Below are 15356 nucleotides of genomic sequence, written 5' to 3'. Positions count from 1 at the left end.
CGCCCGGACGCGCGAGATCGAGTATGGTTACCTCGCCGTGTTGGGGTTTGCGCAGGGGATCTCGGCGCCCCTGTCCGCGCGCTGGTCACGATCCGCGCGCCCTACCACCACGCCACCGCGTACCGCTCCCGCCCGGGACCGGCCGCGGGGCGGGTCCTTCACGCCGGGCTCGGCCCCGAGAGGGCCGGACGCTCCCGGAGGGCCGGACGCGGCACCGGTGTGACCCTCGACCTGGAGGAACGAAAAGCATGATCGGCATGGTGCTGGCGGCCGGCGCGGGCCGGAGGCTGCGGCCCTACACCGACACCCTCCCCAAGGCGCTGGTCCCCGTGATCGAGTCCGCCGACGGCGGGACGACGATCCTCGACATCGCGCTCGGCAACCTCGCCGAGGTCGGCCTGACCGAGGTCGTCATCGTCGTCGGCTACCGCGCCTCGGCCGTCGAGGAGCGCAAGGCCGCCCTTGAGGAGCGGTACGGCGTGAGCATCACGCTCGTCCACAACGACAAGGCCGAGGAGTGGAACAACGCCTACTCCATGTGGCTGGCTCGGGAGTACTTCTCCAGGGGCGTCCTCATGGTGAACGGCGACACGGTCCACCCGGTCGGGGTCGAGAAGACACTATTGTCCGCTCGTGGGCCTGACATCCTCCTCGCCGTGGACAACGTGAAAACTCTGGCCGACGAGGAGATGAAGGTGATCCTCGACGACGGGGGCCACCTGCGGACCATCACCAAGCTGATGGACCCCTCCACCGCCGACGGCGAGTACATCGGCGCCACGCTGATCGAGCCGGCCGCCGCGGAGCCGCTGGCCGACGCGCTGAAGGCCACCTTCGAGCGCGACCCCGACCTGTACTACGAGGACGGCTACCAGGAGTTCGTCAACCGGGGCGGGCGCGTCGCCGTCGCGCCGATCGGCGACGTCGACTGGGTCGAGGTCGACAACCACGACGACCTGGAGAAGGCCCGCCTGATCGCCAAGGGCTACTGAGCCCGCCGGTCTTGGCGCCCACCCGGCCCTGAGCAACCGGCCGCGCGACCCGCGCGACCGAACGATCGAGGAGGCCCATGCCCCTGCTGACGCGGATGCTGACCGCACCGCTGTCCATCGACGTGCGGCGCGGGGCCGTCGCGGCCCTGGGCGAGCTGCTGGCCGACAGGAGGATCGCCACCGAGGGACGGGTGGCGATCGCGGTCGGCCCCGGCCAGGGCGACCACATCGCCGAGCACGTCCGCCCGTCGCTGACGGCGTGCGAGGTGTTCCAGGTCGAGGGCGGCACCGTCGAGGCGGCCGTCAGCCTCGGCTCCAAGCTGCGCGCCGGATCGTATGAGGCCGTCGTCGGCATCGGCGGCGGACGCACGATCGACGCGACCAAGTACGCGGCGACGCTGTCGGGCATCCCGATGGTGTCGGTCGCGACCAACCTCTCCCACGACGGGATCTGCTCCCCGGTCGCCTCGCTCGTCCACGACAAGGGCAAGGGCTCGTTCGGCGTCGTGATGCCGCTGGCGATGATCGTCGACCTCGACTACGTGCGGGCCGCGCCGGAGCGCCTCGTCCGCGCCGGGATCGGGGACGTGGTGAGCAACTTCTCCGCCGTCGAGGACTGGCTGCTCGCCGCGCAGGAGTGCGGCGAGCGCGTCGACCGGATGGCGCTCACCGTCGCCCGCACCGCCGCCGAGGCGCTGCTGCACCAGCCCGAGTCGATCGAGTCGGACCGGTTCCTGACCGTCCTCGCCGAGGGGCTCGTGCTGTCGGGGATGGCGATGTCGTTCGCCGGGGACTCCCGCCCCGCCAGCGGCGGCGACCACGAGATCCTGCACGCCATCGACCAGCTCTACCCCGGCACCGCCAACCACGGCGAGCTGGCCGGGATCGGCGCGGCGTTCTGCTACCACCTGCGCGCGACCCGGCTCGGCGAGGGCGAGCGGCGGCTGGAGGAGATCCTCGCCTGCCTCGGCCGGCACGGCCTGCCCCGGTTCCCCGGCGACGTCGGCCTGTCGGTCGAGCAGTTCGCCGAGGCCGTCCAGTACGCCCCGCAGACCCGGCCCGGCCGCTACACGATCTTGGAACATCTCGGCCTCGACTACGGCGCGACCCTCAAGGCGGTGGAAGAGTATGTCCAGGCCCATGGAGGCTGAGGCCCCCGATCACCAGGCCCCCGCCGGTGCGGCGGGCGGCGGCGACCAGCGGCCCGACCAGCGGCCCGACCGCCGGGGCGCGAGCGTCGCCGACATCCGCCGGTACGGGCAGCCGCCCGGCCTGAAGGACCGGCGCAACGAGGAGCACTGGGCCGGCCGCCTCTACATGCGCGACCTGTCCCCCTACTTCGCGTGGATCGCGCTGCGCCTCGGGTTCAGCCCCAACCAGCTCACCTACCTGATGATGCTCAGCGGCATCGTCGCGGGCGCCGTGGTGTCGCTGCCCGCCTCCGGCACCGCCGCGCTGTGGACGGCGCTCGGCGGCGCCGTCCTCATCCAGGTCTACCTCCTGCTCGACTGCGTGGACGGCGAGGTCGCCCGCTACCTGCGCCGGACGTCGGTCGCCGGGGTGTTCCTCGACCGGATCGGCCACTACCTCTCCGAGGTGTCCCTGCTCATCGGGCTCGGGTTCGCCGCGCAGGGCGGCTGGAGGAACGGCGGCTGGGTCGAGCTCGGGCTCGTCGCCGCGCTCGGCGCCGCCCTGATCAAGGCGGAGACCGACAACGTCGTCGTGGCGCGGGCCAAGTCGGGGCTGACCGCCGACCCCTCCGGCGGCGACCGGGCGCTGCGGCCGCGCTCCACCGGCATCGCGCTGGCCCGGCAGGCGGCCTCCATGCTGCGCTTCCACCGGATCATCGGCGCGGTCGAGCTGTCGCTGCTGATCCTCGGCGCCGCCGCGCTGGACGTCGTGCTCGGCACCGACACCCCCGCGGCGACCCGCGTCCTGATGGTCGCCGTCGCCGCCGTCGCCGTCCTGCAGACCCTGCTGCACCTGGTCAGCATCCTGGCCTCCCGGAGACTGAAGTGAAGATCAGCGTCGTCGTCCTCACGATGGGCAACCGCCCGGAGGAGCTGGCCCGCGCCGTGCGGAGCGCGCTGGACCAGGAGCACGTGGACGTGGAGGTCGTCCTCGTCGGCAACGGCGTCGACCCCGTCGGCGCCGGCGCCGGGGCGGCGCCCTTCGACGACGAGCGCGTCCGGACGCTGAGCCTGCCGAAGAACGTCGGCATCCCCGCCGGGCGCAACCGGGGCGTCGAGGCGTCGTCCGGCGACGTCGTCCTGTTCCTGGACGACGACGGCTGGTACCGCTCCAACCGTCTCGGCACCTACCTGCGCGACCGCTTCTCCGCCGAGCCCGACCTCGGCGTGGTCTCCTTCCGCGTCCGCGACCCCGAGGGCGGCCGCGGCGAGCGGCGCCACGTCCCCCGGCTGCGCGCGGGCGACCCGGAGCGCTCCTCGCCCGTCACCACGTTCCTCGGCGGCGCCTGCGCGATCCGCCGCGCCGCCTTCGACGCGGGCGGCGGCCTGCCCGAGGACTTCTTCTACGCCCACGAGGAGACCGACCTCGCCTGGCAGATCCTCGACGCCGGGTACCGGATCGTCTACGACGCGTCGGCGGTGATGTTCCACCCCGCCGTGCTGCCCACCCGGCACGACATGTTCTACCGCTACAACGCCCGCAACCGCGTGTGGCTGGCCCGCCGCAACCTTCCGTGGCTGCTCGCGCTGACCTACCTCACCGTGTGGGTGGGGATGACCGTGCTGCGCGAGCGCAGGCCGAGCGCCCTCAAGCCCTGGTTCAAGGGGTTCGCCGAGGGCTGGCGCAAGCCGGCGGGGCCGCGCCGTCCCATCTCCTGGCGCACGGCCTGGCGCATGACCCGCACCGGACGTCCGCCGATCATCTAGCGGTCGTGATGGCCGCGAGCATCAGGTGGGTCAGCTCGGTGACGATGTCGTCGAGGGGGATGTCCTGCCCGCGCGCGGACCAGTGGTGCACGAGGTCGTCGACGGCCCCGATGATCGCGATGACGGTCAGGCCGTAGTCGCGGTCGGGGGCCTCGCCGCGCGTGACCGCCTCCCGGGTGATCGCCAGGATCGCCTCGGCCCACTGCGCCCGCCACCGGGCGCGGTGCCGCTCCAGGTCGGCGCTGACGCCGATGACCTCGACGAACGCGATGCGGGCCCAGCGCGGGTCGCTCGCGGTGACGGTGACGAACGCGCGGACGGTGCGCTCGGCGAGGGCGGCCAGCCCCGCGCCGGACGGGTCGCCGTAGGCCTCGATGAGCGCGTCCCGCGCGCGCTCGTTGATGTCGCGGTGCAGCGCGGTGAGCAGTTCCTCGCGGCCGGAGAACTCCTCGTAGAAGTTGCGGGTGGACACGCTCGCCGTCGCGCACAGCCGCTCGATCGAGGTGGCCGCGTAGCCGCGCGTTCCGAACAGCTCCAGGCCCGCGGCCAGCAGCCGCTCCCGTCGTTCGGCGCGGCGCTCCTGCGCGGAACGGCCGGCATAGCTTCGCCGGGGGGCGGGGTTTCGGCCGCTCATGGATCTCCGTCCACAGGTAGGCGGGGGCGCTGTGTCTATTGAAGCCCTGGCCCAAGGTACTCGCCTAGCGGCTCGCACCTTGACCATGCCTTTGGCGAGTGCGGCACCGCTCCGCGATCTTCCCGGCGGGGCTCGCCTCCGGCGTCGCCCCACCGCTCAGGTCACGCGCTCGCGTGAAGGCTGAGGCCGCTGTGCGGGGGTGCCTAGGTCGTGAGGGTGCGCTGCCAGGCGGGGTCGGAGGTGAGGACGGTCAGGCGCTGGGTGGCGCGGGAGACCGCCACGTACAGGACGCGCAGGCCGCGCGGTGACTGGTCGGCGACGGTCTCGGGAGCGACGATCACGGCGGCGTCGAACTCCAGGCCCTTGGCCTCCAGGACGTCGAGCACCTGCACGCGCTCGGGCAGCCCCGCGCCGAGGCGCTCGCGGGCCGCGGCGTCCCAGGCGGTGCTCTCGGGGGCGGCCGGGCCGTCCAGGGTGAGCTGGCCGTCCTCCTCCAGCGCCATCGGGACGATCAGGCCGATCGTCCCGTCGACCTGGCCGAGCAGCTCCTCGACGGACGCGCGGGCGGCGGCGGCGAGGCCGGCCTCCGGCACGACGCGGACGACCGGCTCGATCCCCGAGGTGCGCACCGCGCGCGCCGGGCGCGCCTCGGGCAGCGCGACCGCCAGCACCCGCGCGGACACGGCGGCGATCTCCGTCGAGTTGCGGTAGTTCGTGGTCAGCTCGTACTCGTGCCGGGCGCGGCGGGGCGGGGCCTTGCGGCGCGGCTTCCCCCGGCGGGACCGGCCCCGCGTCGCCGGCTGCTCGCCGCCGAGCGCGGCCTCCATCGCCCGCCGCGCGGCGTCCAGGTCCTCCCAGGCGCTCTGGGCCGGGTCCTCCACGATGGTCCAGCTCGCCTGGCGGCCCCGGCGGCCGAGCATCCGCCACTGCATGGGGGAGAGGTCCTGCGCCTCGTCCACGACGATGTGCGCGTACTCCGGGCGCTCGTCGACCACGCCGTCGTCGACGCGCCGCGACCGCTCCAGCCGCTCCATCGACGTGGTCAGCTCCTGCATCTCCGGCTCCCACGTCTCGTCGGCGACCTCCTCACCGGTGAGGATGTTCACGCCGTCCACGACGAACGGGTCGCCCTCGGCGGGGGCGCGGCGCCGGGACGGGCGGGGCGGCGCGCCGAGCAGCGCGTCGATCTCGTCGAGCAGCGCGACGTCCTGGTAGCTGAGCGGGGCGTCCCCGGCCCAGGACGCGGCGAGCGGCGTCAGGTCGACGCGGTCGAGGTCGCGGCCGGCGGCGTGCCGCAGCCGGTTCGGGTCGCCGAGGGAGCGCAGCACGTCCAGCGGGCGGCGGAGCGGCCACCAGGCGACGAGGAAGTCGGTGAACGCGCGCTGCTCGCGGACCCGCGCGTCGAACTGGGCGCGCTTGCCGGCCGACCCGTCGCCGTTGCCGTTCGGGTGGCCGGGCTCGTCGTCGATCGAGGCGAGGCCGTCGGCCGCGAGGATCGCGTTCCACAGCCCGGCCTCCGCCCCCTCGGCCGCCTCGGCGGCCTCGGGACCGCCGAGGTCGTTGAACCGCTCCCACAGGGCGTCGAGCAGGGCGTCGGCGGCGCGGCCGCGGGCCGCGTTCACGGCGCCCCGGCTGCGCCGGTGGACCTCGCCGCGGATCCGGTCGAGGCGGGCCCGGTCCAGCGCGACGACCACGCCCTTGAACACCACGCGCAGCTCGTTCGGCGCGCCGGGGGCGTGGTCGGTGACGGCGCGGCGCAGCACCGCCGCCATCGTCTCGGCGCCCTTCAGCCGGGCCAGCCGGGGCGAGTCGTGGACGCTCGCGGTCGCGCCGTCGACCAGGTCGCCGAGCGAGCGCAGCGTCGCCGACCCCTCGCCGAGCGAGGGCAGCACGCGCTCGATGTAGGCGGTGAAGCGGCGGTTCGGGCCGACCACCAGCACGCCGCGCGAGCCGAACCGGCGGCGGTGCCGGAACAGCAGGTAGGCGACCCGGTGCAGCGCGACGGCGGTCTTGCCGGTGCCGGGGGCGCCGCGCACGAGGACGGTGCCCTCGGCGGGCGCGCGGATCACCTCGTCCTGCTCGCGCTGGATCGTCGCGACGATGTCGCGCATCGCGCCCTCGCGGGTGCGGGCGAGGGAGGCCAGGAACGCGCCGTCGCCGACGACCGTCATCTCCTGCGCGGCGGCCGGGTCGAGCAGGTCGTCCTCCAGGTCGACGACCGTGTGGCCGCGCGAGTGCAGGACGCGGCGCCGCACGACGCCGCGCGGGTCCTCGGGGGTGGCGCGGTAGAAGTCCTCGGCGGCGGGGGCGCGCCAGTCGATCACCAGGGAGTCGTGGTCGCGGGTCCGCACGCCGATGCGCCCGACGTAGCGGATCTCGCGGGTGGCGAGGTCGAGGCGGCCGAAGACCAGCCCGTCGTCGGCGACGTCGAGCGCCTGCGCGCGCAGGGCCGCCTGGTGGACCATCGCGTCCCGGTCGACGAGCGAGCCCTTGGTGCCGGCGAGCGACTGCCGGTAGCCCTCGCGGAGCATGGCCTGGGCGTCCGCGCGCATCTCCTCCAGCCGCGCGTACGCGAGGTCGACGTAGCGCTGCTCGGTGGCGATCTCTTGGTCCTTGACGGTGCCGCCGGTACTGGACGACCGCCCGGTGACCTGGGACGACATGCAGGCTGCTCCTCGGATCCGCTGCCGGGGACCGCCCCCGGCGCCCCGGCGGGGGCGAAAGAGACAGCTTATTCGCTCCCCCCGACGTTAAGGGGGGACCGGACATCCGGCCCAGGCGGGGGGCGGCCCGCCCACCTGCCGACTACCCCGCGACGCCCGTCCTGATGCGGTCGAGGGTGGCGCGCATGCCCGCCCGGTTGACCTCGGCGCGGTGCGCGGCCGGGACACCGGTGAACAGCCGCCCGAGCACCGACACGAACGCCGCGCCGCGTCCGCCGCGCCGCAGGTCCTCCCAGTACTCGGTCAGCCGGGTGGAGCCGCCGCCGATGTCCTCGACCCGGTAGCCCCACAGCGCCACCGGCATCCCGAAGCTCGACACCCGGAACGCGAACGCCTGGCCCGGGACGGCGGCCGTCACCCGGCAGCTGGTGAACCAGAGCCGCCAGCCGATGCGGTTGAACCCGACGAACCGCAGGCCCGGCACGACCGCCCGGCCCCGCACCCACACCGCGAAGACCTCGGGGCTCCACTCGCGCATCCGGCGCGGATCGGCGACCGCCGCGTAGACCTCCCTGGAGTCCGCGCCGATCGCGACGCTCTCCTCGACCACCCATTCGCGTTCCATGTCCGCAATCATCCCGCCCATGCGACCGCCCGGTCATCTCAGGTGGGCGAACTCCTCCCGCCAGGACGCGTACCAGGACGCGAACCACGGCTCGCCCTCGGCGAGCGGCAGGATGTAGGTCACGGTCTCGGCGTAGTAGCGGCGCTGGAAGTCGGGCGGCATCTGGTGGAGGCGCTGGACGTTGCTCGCCCGGTCGGCCAGCTTCACCACGACCGCCTCGCGTGGGGCGTCCCGCAGCCGCCGCAGGTAGGCGGACTTCGCGGCGCGCCTCGCCTGCCGTCCCGCGCCCCCGGCGGGCGGCTTGGTGACCCAGTCGACCAGCTCCGTCACCTCGTCGCCGAACTCGGCCTCGATGTCGGCGAGGGTGGCGGGGGTGTCCTCGACGACGTCGTGCAGGAGCGCCGCGTCCAGGATCGCGGGGTTCGTCTCGCCCGCGCCGCGCACCAGCACCTCCAGCGCCTCCAGCAGGTGCTCGACGTAGGGGACGCCCGTCGGCCGTGTCTGGTCGCCGTGCCAGCGCCGCGCGGCCAGGGCGGCCTTCTCCAGACGATTAAGGTCGATACCGGACGCGGTGAGGGCGGCGCGCGCCTCGTCCCACGTCCGCCAGTGGGCGAAGACCTCCACGGTTCCTCCCCTTCTGCCCGGGCCGTGTCGCGCGTGCGCCCGCCACACGGCATGGTTGGACTGGTCTTCCCGCACCATACGGGGAGCACGAAAGAGCACAGTAGGGGAAGGAGGCGGCGCGGTCGTGGTCGGGAGCCGGCAGCGGACCGGCGGCCGGTCCGGGCCCGCGAGCAGGATCAGGCTCGCGCTCGGCCTCGTCGCGGGCGCCGTGGCGATCGCGCTTTGCACCGTGCTGACCGACCGGTTCGTCCTGCACGCCGAGTGGTGGCAGGTGCGGCACACCGTCACCGCCGACCCGGTCGCCCCGCAGGCCGCGATCGGACCGCCGCCGGGGCCGCTCACCGCGAGCTGGGAGCGCACGACCCCGATGCACCACGGCCCGGTCGCCGGATACGACAGCGTCGCCTACGACGTCGCGCAGGGCCAGGTGGTCGTGGCCTCGGGCGACGGCCTTGAGGTGCGGGACGCGCGGACCGGCGACAGCCGCTGGAGCTACCGCCGCTCCGGGTGGACGCTGCTCGGCTGGGCCTCCACCCGGTCCCGGCTGATCGCCTACTTCGAGCGGGACGGGCATCGCGGCGAGCGGCTGTTCGCCGGGTTCGACGCGCTGTCGGGCGGGCTGCTGTGGCGCCGCGAGGGCGAGCGGCCCGCCGCCGCGTCCCGGGCGACGCTGCGCTTCCCCGCCGGGGCCGGGGTCGTGCTCGCGACCGACGAGGAGCGCCGGACGGTGTCGGGCCGGTCCGCCGAGACCGGCGCGCGGGTGTGGGAGCGGCGGCTGCCGGGGCGCTGCCGGCTGTTCGAGGGCGCCGCGCACCCCTCCGACGCCCGGGAGAAGCTCGCCGCGCTCGCCCTGGACTGCCCCGGCCGCAGCCGGCTGCTGGCGCTGGACCCGGCGACCGGCCGCGTCGTCTTCGACCGGACGCTCGGCTCCCCGGAGTCGCCCGAGGTGGCGATGCTCGACGGCGTCACGCTGGCCTCGGACGGGACGGCGCTGCGCGCGTTCGGCCCGAAGGGCTCCCTGCTCGCGGCCTGGAAGGGCGACGCCGTGTGCGGTGACGAGATGTGCCCCGCCGTGATCGCGGACGGGCGGCTCGTCGTCGTCCACCATCCGGAGGGCGAGCGCAAGCCCCGCCACGAAGAGGGCGAAGGGGGCGAAGAGGGCGAGGGAGAGCGGTCGACCGATGACGAGAACGGCGACCAGGAGCGGTACGGGGACTCGGCGGCGCGCATGGAGGCGGTGGACGTCTCCTCCGGCGCCCTCGTGTGGCGGCGCGCCGTCCCCGCGTACGCGGCGCTCGCGCAGGCGGGCGACCGGATCTACGCGCTGCGGCCCCGGCTGTCGGAGGCGCTGCTCCCGGCGGGCGTCGACATCGTCTCGCCGGACCGGGGGGCGGCCACCACGGCGCCCGCGCCGCTCGCGGTCGATCCCGACCTGCCGGGCGTCCGGCCGTGGATGGCGGCGGCGGGCGGGCTGCTCTACGTCGCCTACGCCGAGTCTCCGCCGCGTCCCGAGGGGCGGGCGCGGCTGGCGGCGCTGCGCGGCGGGGCCACCGGCACCGGCCCCGCGGAGCTGGGCGGCGTCCCGGAGTCGGACTGGCCGGACGCGTGCGAGCTGCTGAGCAGGCCCGACCTGGCCAAGGAGCACCTCGACGCCTACGTCCGCAGGCCGACCCGCGCCCATGTCGGGTCGGTGAAGCTCCCGCACGCGGTGTCGTGCACCTACGAACCGCCCGAGCCCGGCCGTCCCAAGAAGGGCGAGTCAGGCAAACAGGGCAAGGGGGGCAAGGGGCCGGGGAGGAGCGGCGAGCCCTCGCCCGGCGGCACGCGGAGCGGCGGGCCGTCCGCGAGCCCCGGCGGGACACCCGACCCCGGGAAGGAGCCGATCATCCGGGGGCTGACCGTGAGCGTCCGCTGGGTCGCGCCCAACGAGGGCACGGCCGGGCGGCTGCTGGACGCCCTGCGCTCCACCCAGGCGCAGGCGCGGCCGCGCCGCGACCTCGGCGACGAGGCCTACGAGCTCGGCCCGACCGCCGGGACGATCGCGCTGCGCGTCGGCCGCGTGATCGTGGTCGTCGACACCGACCGCCCGCCGGGCGCCGCCGCCCGCATCGCCTACCGCTTGCGGCATCCCGCCCGGCCCTGATCCCGGGGCGTCAGAACTCGGTGACCGGCGCCGGGTCGGTGGTCGGCCGGAGCGCGGGCGAGCGCCCCGCCCAGGTCTCCAGCTGGGCGACGAACCGCTCGGCCTGGATGGGCCAGTGGAAGCGCGCGCGGGCCGTCTCGTAGCCGCGCTTGCCCATGCCGACGCGCATCTCCGGGTCGTCCCGGAGGCGGCGGACGGCCTCGGCGGCGGCGGCCGGGTCGGCGAACGGGACGACCAGCCCGCAGCCGGACGGCTCGACGATCTCCACGGCGGGCGGGTTCGGCGTGCAGACCACCGGGACGCCGCGCGCCATGTACTCCACGACCTTGGTCGGCATCGAGTGCCGGTAGTTCGGCTCGTCGTGCAGCAGCGCCAGCCCGGCCATCGCGCCCTCGGCGATGCGCAGCGCCCGGTCGTTGGGGACGAACCCGTACCAGCGCAGCAGGTTCTCGCGCTGCGCTTCGCGGAGCGCGGGCCGGACGTCGCCGTCGGCGGAGCCGATCAGCTCGACCATGATCCCCTCGGGGGCCAGCAGCCGGGCCATCTCGATCATGTCGAAGGCGCCCCGGGCGGCCGACAGGTGCCCGACGTAGACGGCGCGGCGGCCGTCGGGCGGGCCGGGCGGCAGGTCGGAGACGTAGGTGGTGTTGGGCACCACCGGGTGCTCCTCGCGGAACCGCGTCCGGTAGCCCTCCTCGGCGAGCAGCAGCCGGTGGCGCCGCTCGCTGCGCCGCTCCAGCCGCCGCACCGCCGGGCGCAGCACGGGCCGCGCCGGGCCGGGCAGCCAGCCCTTGGCGGTGAGCGCGGCGGCGGTGTCCTCGTGGACGTCCCAGACGACCGTCCGCGCGCGCACCGAGCGCGGCATCGAGACGAGCAGCTCCGGGTCGTGCAGCAGGATCAGGTCGGCGTAGGCGGCGTGCTCGGCGAGGGCGCGGTGGGCCGCGCGCAGGGCGCGCAGGCGCCGCCGCCCCGTCGCCCGGGGCACGTCCACCGGGCTGATCTCGCGCCACGGCGTCACGTTGCATGACCGAAATGGTGCAATATAGGTGACTTCATGGCCGGCGTCCAGGAGCGCGCGTATCTGCCGGTGCAGAATGCGCGCATCCTCCGGATGATGCACGATCGTGCAAACACAGACCCGCATTCCACTCACTCCGCAACGTGCCGAATTATCGCCTTGTGGCCGAGTCTTCGGTGGCGATGGAAATGGCCGATGAATCCCCGCCGTCCAGAAGGTGGCCAACGCCGGGCAGATCACCCTCGGTGGGGGAACGACCTCGTTCCTTCTGGTCCCGTGCGGGGGACGACGCCCCCCACACAACCCCCGGAACCGCCCTTCAGAGGAGCTCGACGGTCTCGCTCCGCAGATCCCTCGTACGGCCGCGCGTGTCGAACAGCAGCCGGGAGTGCCGGGCGAGCGTCGCCGCGTCGTAGGCGGCGTGGTCGGCCAGGACGACCACCAGGTCCGCCGCCGCGAGCGCGGCCGGCAGGTCGTCCCCGGCGTTCCGGACCTCGGTGCCCTCGACCAGCCACTCGCTCACGAACGGGTCGTGGAAGCTGAGGTCGGCGCCGAGGCGGGCCAGGCGGCGGGCGACGGGCCGGGCCGGGGACTCGCGCTGGTCGGCGATGTCGGCCTTGTAGGTGACGCCCAGGAGCAGCACCCTGGCGTCCTTGAGGGCCCGCCCCTCGCGGTTCAGCAGTTGCTGGGCCCGCTCCACGATGTACCGGGGCATCCGGTCGTTGATCTCCTGGGCCAGCTCCACGAACCGGAACGGGTACCCGAGGGAGCGCACCTTGTAGGACAGGTAGTTCGGGTCGATCGGGATGCAGTGCCCGCCGACTCCCGGCCCGGGACGGAACGCCTGGAAGCCGAACGGCTTGGTCGCGGCGCAGTCGATCGCGTCCCAGAGGTCGATGCCGAGCTCGTTGCAGAACACCGCCATCTCGTTGACCAGCGCGATGTTCACGTGCCGGTAGGTGTTCTCCAAAAGCTTGGCCATCTCGGCCTCGCGGGTGCCCTTGGCCTCCACGACCTGCTCGACGAACTTGCCGTAGAACGCGGCGGCGGCCGACGCGCACGCCGGGGTCAGCCCGCCGACGATCTTGGGCGTGTTCCGCACCCCGTAGACGGGGTTGCCCGGGTCGATCCGCTCGGGCGAGAAGGCCAGGTGGAACTCCTCGCCCGCGACCAGGCCGGACTTCTCCAGGATCGGCCGGACGACCTCGTCGGTCGTGCCCGGGTAGGTGGTCGACTCCAGCACCACCAGCATCCCGGGCTCCAGGTGCCGGGCGACGGTCTCGGCGGCGCCGCGGACGGCGGTCAGGTCGGGCCCGCCCTCCTCGGAGAGGGGGGTCGGGACGCAGATGACCACCGTCCGCGCGCCGTCCAGGATGTCCTCGTGCAGGCTGGGCGTGAATCCGGCCTCGTTCATCTGCTCGACCTCGGCGGTCGAGACGTCGTCGATGTGCGACAGCCCGGCCTTGAGCCCGGCGACCACGCGCGCGTCGCGGTCCAGGCCGCCGACTTCGAGACCGGCCCGGCAGACCTCCCGCACCAGCGGCAGCCCCACGTAGCCGAGTCCGATGACCACCAGATCCATGCCCGGCTCCCTTCGCGAGTTCTATGTGATGGCGTACGCCGCCCGGTAGCCGGCCGCCACGGCCCGCCACGTGCGTTCCGCCCTCACCCACTCCCGAGCCGACTGCCCGATTTTCCGGCGTCTTTCTGGAGCGTAAATGAGCTCTTCCAGCGAAATGGCCCATGCTTCCGGGTCTTCCGGAACTGTTAACGTGCCCGTTACGCCCGGTTCCACGATTTCGCGCAGAGCCTTGACATCACTTGCTATTACTGGGATCCCCCCGGCCATCGCCTCGATCGGCTTCAGGGGCGTGACCAATTGGCAGACCCGGTCGGCCCGTCGGGGGACCGCGAACACATCGAGGACGGCGTGGTGGCGACGAACGGCATCCATCGGCACGCGTCCGGTGAACACGGCGTGGACGCCGTGCCCGGCCGCGCGCCGTTCGAGCGCGCCGCGCTCGGGCCCGTCGCCGACCAGCAGCAGCGTGACGGGCGTGCCCCGCTCGCGCAGCAGCGCCGCCGCGTCGATCAGCGTGTCGATGCCCTCGTAGCCGTAGAACGACGAGGTCAGGCCGACGACCGGCGCGTCCGCCGGGATGCCGAGCGAGACGCGCAGGTCGGCGGCGTCGGGCAGCGGCTGGAGGAACGCCTCGTCCACGCCGTTCGGCACCGTGAAGATCTTCTCGGCGGGGACGCCGCGGGAGGCGATCTCGGCGCGCATCGCCTCGCCCAGCGTGACGACCGCGCCGGCCTCGACCATGCGCCGGGTCTCCAGCTCGCGGGTGAGCCGGTAGAACTCGTCCGTCTCCTTGTGGGACGGGTCACGCGAGAGCCACGAGTCCTCCAGGAACCCGCGCACCTCGTAAACGACGGGCAGATCGTGCCGCCGCCCGAGCTCCAGCGCTACGGCCGCGTTCAGGTGGTTGCTGACCGCGTGCAGCACGTCGGGGCGCAGCTCGCGGACGAGGCGTCCGGCCAGGTCGGCGCCCTTGTCCACCGCGCGGACCGGATTGCCGGGCGGCAGCCAGGGGATCAGCCGGTGGTAGGGGACGCCGTCGACCTCCACACGGGGCCGGGTGTCGCCGATGCCCTGGCTGAGCGGGTAGCCGAGCCGCGTCACGACGTGGACGTCGGCGCCGAGCTCCCGCTGGGCGAGGGCGAGCCGGTGCGTGCGCACGGTGTATCCGGCGTTCGTGCGCGGCAGGGCGTTGGTGACGAACTGGAGAACGCGCGGCCCTTCGGCGGCGGCGCGCTCGGGGGGGACGGGCATGCCGGGGGGCACGGCGGGGGGCGGCGGCGTACGGGCCAGCAGGGCGCGCAGCTCGCCGGCCTCGCGCTGCACGCCGCGGGGACGCGGGACGGCCAGGCGGGAGCGCCGCAGCCGCCCGCCGAGCGGGCCGGGCGCGACCCGCGCCAGCAGCCGGACGGCCAGCCGGGGCGCCCGCCCCGGGTCGTCGCGGAGCTGGCGCCAGGTGAGTCCCAGCAGGTAGACGGGTTTTCTGAGCACGGCGGGCGAGCGTAGGCAACCCCGATGAACAGAAGGGAAATTGTGTTGGCACCCATCGTGCACGTCCTCGGGGCGCGGCCGAACTTCGTCAAGGCCGCCCCGGTGATCGCGGCCCTGCGCGCCGCCGGCGCGGAGCAGGCGGTGGTCCACACCGGCCAGCACTACGACGAGCGGATGTCGGAGATCTTCTTTGTGGAGCTGGGGCTCCCGGAGCCCGACGTCAACCTCGGCGTGGGCTCGGGCGGGCACGCCGAGCAGACCGCCGCGCTCATGATCGGGCTGGAGCGGGAGTTCACGAGCCGTTCACCCGCGCTCGTCATCGTGTACGGCGACGTGAACTCGACGATCGCCGCCGCGCTGGTCGCGGCCAAGCTGCACATCCCGGTCGCCCATGTGGAGGCCGGGCTGCGCAGCTTCGACATGACGATGCCGGAGGAGGTCAACCGGCGCCTCACCGACCAGCTCTCCGACCTGTGCCTGGTCACGAGCCCGGAGGCGATCGGCCACCTGGCGAACGAGGGCGTCCCCGTCGGCCGCGCGCACCTGGTCGGCAACCCGATGATCGACACGCTGCTGGCCAACCTCGACAGCTTCGACACCGCGAAGGTCCGCGCGGCCCACGACCTGCCCGAGCGGTACGTGCTGGCGACCATGCACCGGCCCGCCAACGTGGACGCGCCCGGCACGGCG

General features: G+C 74.2%; 13 protein-coding genes. 6 read left to right on the top strand and 7 right to left on the bottom strand.

Annotated elements, in window-relative coordinates; translation table 11 throughout:
- Positions 1-248 precede the first annotated feature (248 nt).
- From GNZ18_RS27700 to GNZ18_RS27685, 4 genes are all read left to right on the top strand, one after another.
- The gene (locus tag GNZ18_RS27700; protein WP_156219513.1) at positions 249-992 is read left to right on the top strand and encodes a phosphocholine cytidylyltransferase family protein; all 744 of its coding nucleotides are present in this window, start codon (positions 249-251) and stop codon (positions 990-992) included.
- A 77-nt stretch (positions 993-1069) separates the two neighbouring features.
- Positions 1070-2143, top strand: coding sequence for an iron-containing alcohol dehydrogenase family protein (locus GNZ18_RS27695; RefSeq protein WP_156219512.1), 1074 nt, complete (start codon positions 1070-1072; stop codon positions 2141-2143).
- Positions 2133-3011, top strand: coding sequence for a CDP-alcohol phosphatidyltransferase family protein (locus GNZ18_RS27690; protein WP_246250560.1), 879 nt, complete (start codon positions 2133-2135; stop codon positions 3009-3011). Before GNZ18_RS27695 ends, GNZ18_RS27690 begins: the two co-directional genes overlap by 11 nt.
- A 23-nt stretch (positions 3012-3034) precedes the next feature.
- On the top strand, positions 3035-3889 hold the full coding sequence (locus GNZ18_RS27685) for a glycosyltransferase family 2 protein (RefSeq protein WP_156219824.1): 855 nt from the start codon (positions 3035-3037) through the stop codon (positions 3887-3889).
- Here the strand turns inward: GNZ18_RS27685 and GNZ18_RS27680 are convergent.
- From GNZ18_RS27680 to GNZ18_RS27665, 4 genes are all read right to left on the bottom strand, one after another.
- Positions 3882-4523: a TetR/AcrR family transcriptional regulator gene (locus GNZ18_RS27680; protein ID WP_156219510.1), complete on the bottom strand. Its 642-nt coding sequence runs from the start codon at positions 4521-4523 to the stop codon at positions 3882-3884. The genes GNZ18_RS27685 and GNZ18_RS27680 overlap by 8 nt on opposite strands.
- Before the next feature lie 203 nt (positions 4524-4726).
- Positions 4727-7186, bottom strand: a complete 2460-nt coding sequence (locus GNZ18_RS27675; RefSeq protein ID WP_156219509.1) for a HelD family protein — start codon at positions 7184-7186, stop codon at positions 4727-4729.
- Between the two features lie 142 nt (positions 7187-7328).
- Entirely contained in the window at positions 7329-7811 is a 483-nt protein-coding gene (locus tag GNZ18_RS27670) for an SRPBCC family protein (RefSeq protein ID WP_156219508.1), read from the bottom strand.
- A 33-nt stretch (positions 7812-7844) separates the two neighbouring features.
- On the bottom strand, positions 7845-8435 hold the full coding sequence (locus GNZ18_RS27665) for an HD domain-containing protein (protein ID WP_214618378.1): 591 nt from the start codon (positions 8433-8435) through the stop codon (positions 7845-7847).
- Positions 8436-8559: 124 nt separating this feature from the next.
- Here GNZ18_RS27665 and GNZ18_RS27660 point away from each other — a divergent pair, with 124 nt between their 5' ends.
- A complete protein-coding gene (locus GNZ18_RS27660) occupies positions 8560-10578 on the top strand; it encodes an outer membrane protein assembly factor BamB family protein (protein WP_156219506.1) in 2019 nt (672 codons plus the stop codon).
- 10 nt (positions 10579-10588) lie between these two features.
- On the opposite strand, the gene GNZ18_RS27655 is transcribed toward GNZ18_RS27660, so the two are convergent.
- The 3 genes from GNZ18_RS27655 to GNZ18_RS27645 all read right to left on the bottom strand — a co-directional run bounded on the left by GNZ18_RS27655 (position 10589) and on the right by GNZ18_RS27645 (position 14666).
- Complete coding sequence (locus GNZ18_RS27655) at positions 10589-11722, bottom strand: glycosyltransferase family 4 protein (RefSeq protein WP_156219505.1); 1134 nt, start codon at positions 11720-11722, stop codon at positions 10589-10591.
- Between the two features lie 193 nt (positions 11723-11915).
- Entirely contained in the window at positions 11916-13178 is a 1263-nt protein-coding gene (locus GNZ18_RS27650; protein WP_156219504.1) for a nucleotide sugar dehydrogenase, read from the bottom strand.
- Positions 13179-13199: 21 nt separating this feature from the next.
- Positions 13200-14666, bottom strand: a complete 1467-nt coding sequence (locus GNZ18_RS27645) for a glycosyltransferase family 4 protein (protein ID WP_312874784.1) — start codon at positions 14664-14666, stop codon at positions 13200-13202.
- A 57-nt stretch (positions 14667-14723) separates the two neighbouring features.
- Here GNZ18_RS27645 and GNZ18_RS27640 point away from each other — a divergent pair.
- Positions 14724-15356: UDP-N-acetyl glucosamine 2-epimerase (locus tag GNZ18_RS27640; protein ID WP_312874816.1), on the top strand; the 633-nt coding region annotated here is incomplete at its 3' end.

This window comes from Actinomadura litoris, assembly GCF_009733595.1.
Taxonomy (GTDB): Bacteria; Actinomycetota; Actinomycetes; order Streptosporangiales; family Streptosporangiaceae; genus Spirillospora; species Spirillospora litoris.
The sequence above is the reverse complement of the archived record's forward strand: the minus strand, read 5'-3'. Positions and strand labels throughout refer to the sequence as shown.

Excerpts from the sequence above, each read along its gene's own strand:
- GNZ18_RS27650 (WP_156219504.1), bottom strand. The coding sequence starts at position 13,178 with ATGGATCTGGTGGTCATCGGACTCGGCTACGTGGGGCTGCCGCTGGTG.
- GNZ18_RS27690 (WP_246250560.1), top strand. The coding sequence starts at position 2,133 with ATGGAGGCTGAGGCCCCCGATCACCAGGCCCCCGCCGGTGCGGCGGGC.
- GNZ18_RS27695 (WP_156219512.1), top strand. The coding sequence starts at position 1,070 with ATGCCCCTGCTGACGCGGATGCTGACCGCACCGCTGTCCATCGACGTG.
- GNZ18_RS27680 (WP_156219510.1), bottom strand. The coding sequence starts at position 4,523 with ATGAGCGGCCGAAACCCCGCCCCCCGGCGAAGCTATGCCGGCCGTTCC.
- GNZ18_RS27675 (WP_156219509.1), bottom strand. The coding sequence starts at position 7,186 with ATGTCGTCCCAGGTCACCGGGCGGTCGTCCAGTACCGGCGGCACCGTC.
- GNZ18_RS27700 (WP_156219513.1), top strand. The coding sequence starts at position 249 with ATGATCGGCATGGTGCTGGCGGCCGGCGCGGGCCGGAGGCTGCGGCCC.
- GNZ18_RS27670 (WP_156219508.1), bottom strand. The coding sequence starts at position 7,811 with ATGGAACGCGAATGGGTGGTCGAGGAGAGCGTCGCGATCGGCGCGGAC.
- GNZ18_RS27655 (WP_156219505.1), bottom strand. The coding sequence starts at position 11,722 with ATGCGGGTCTGTGTTTGCACGATCGTGCATCATCCGGAGGATGCGCGC.
- GNZ18_RS27685 (WP_156219824.1), top strand. The coding sequence starts at position 3,035 with ATGGGCAACCGCCCGGAGGAGCTGGCCCGCGCCGTGCGGAGCGCGCTG.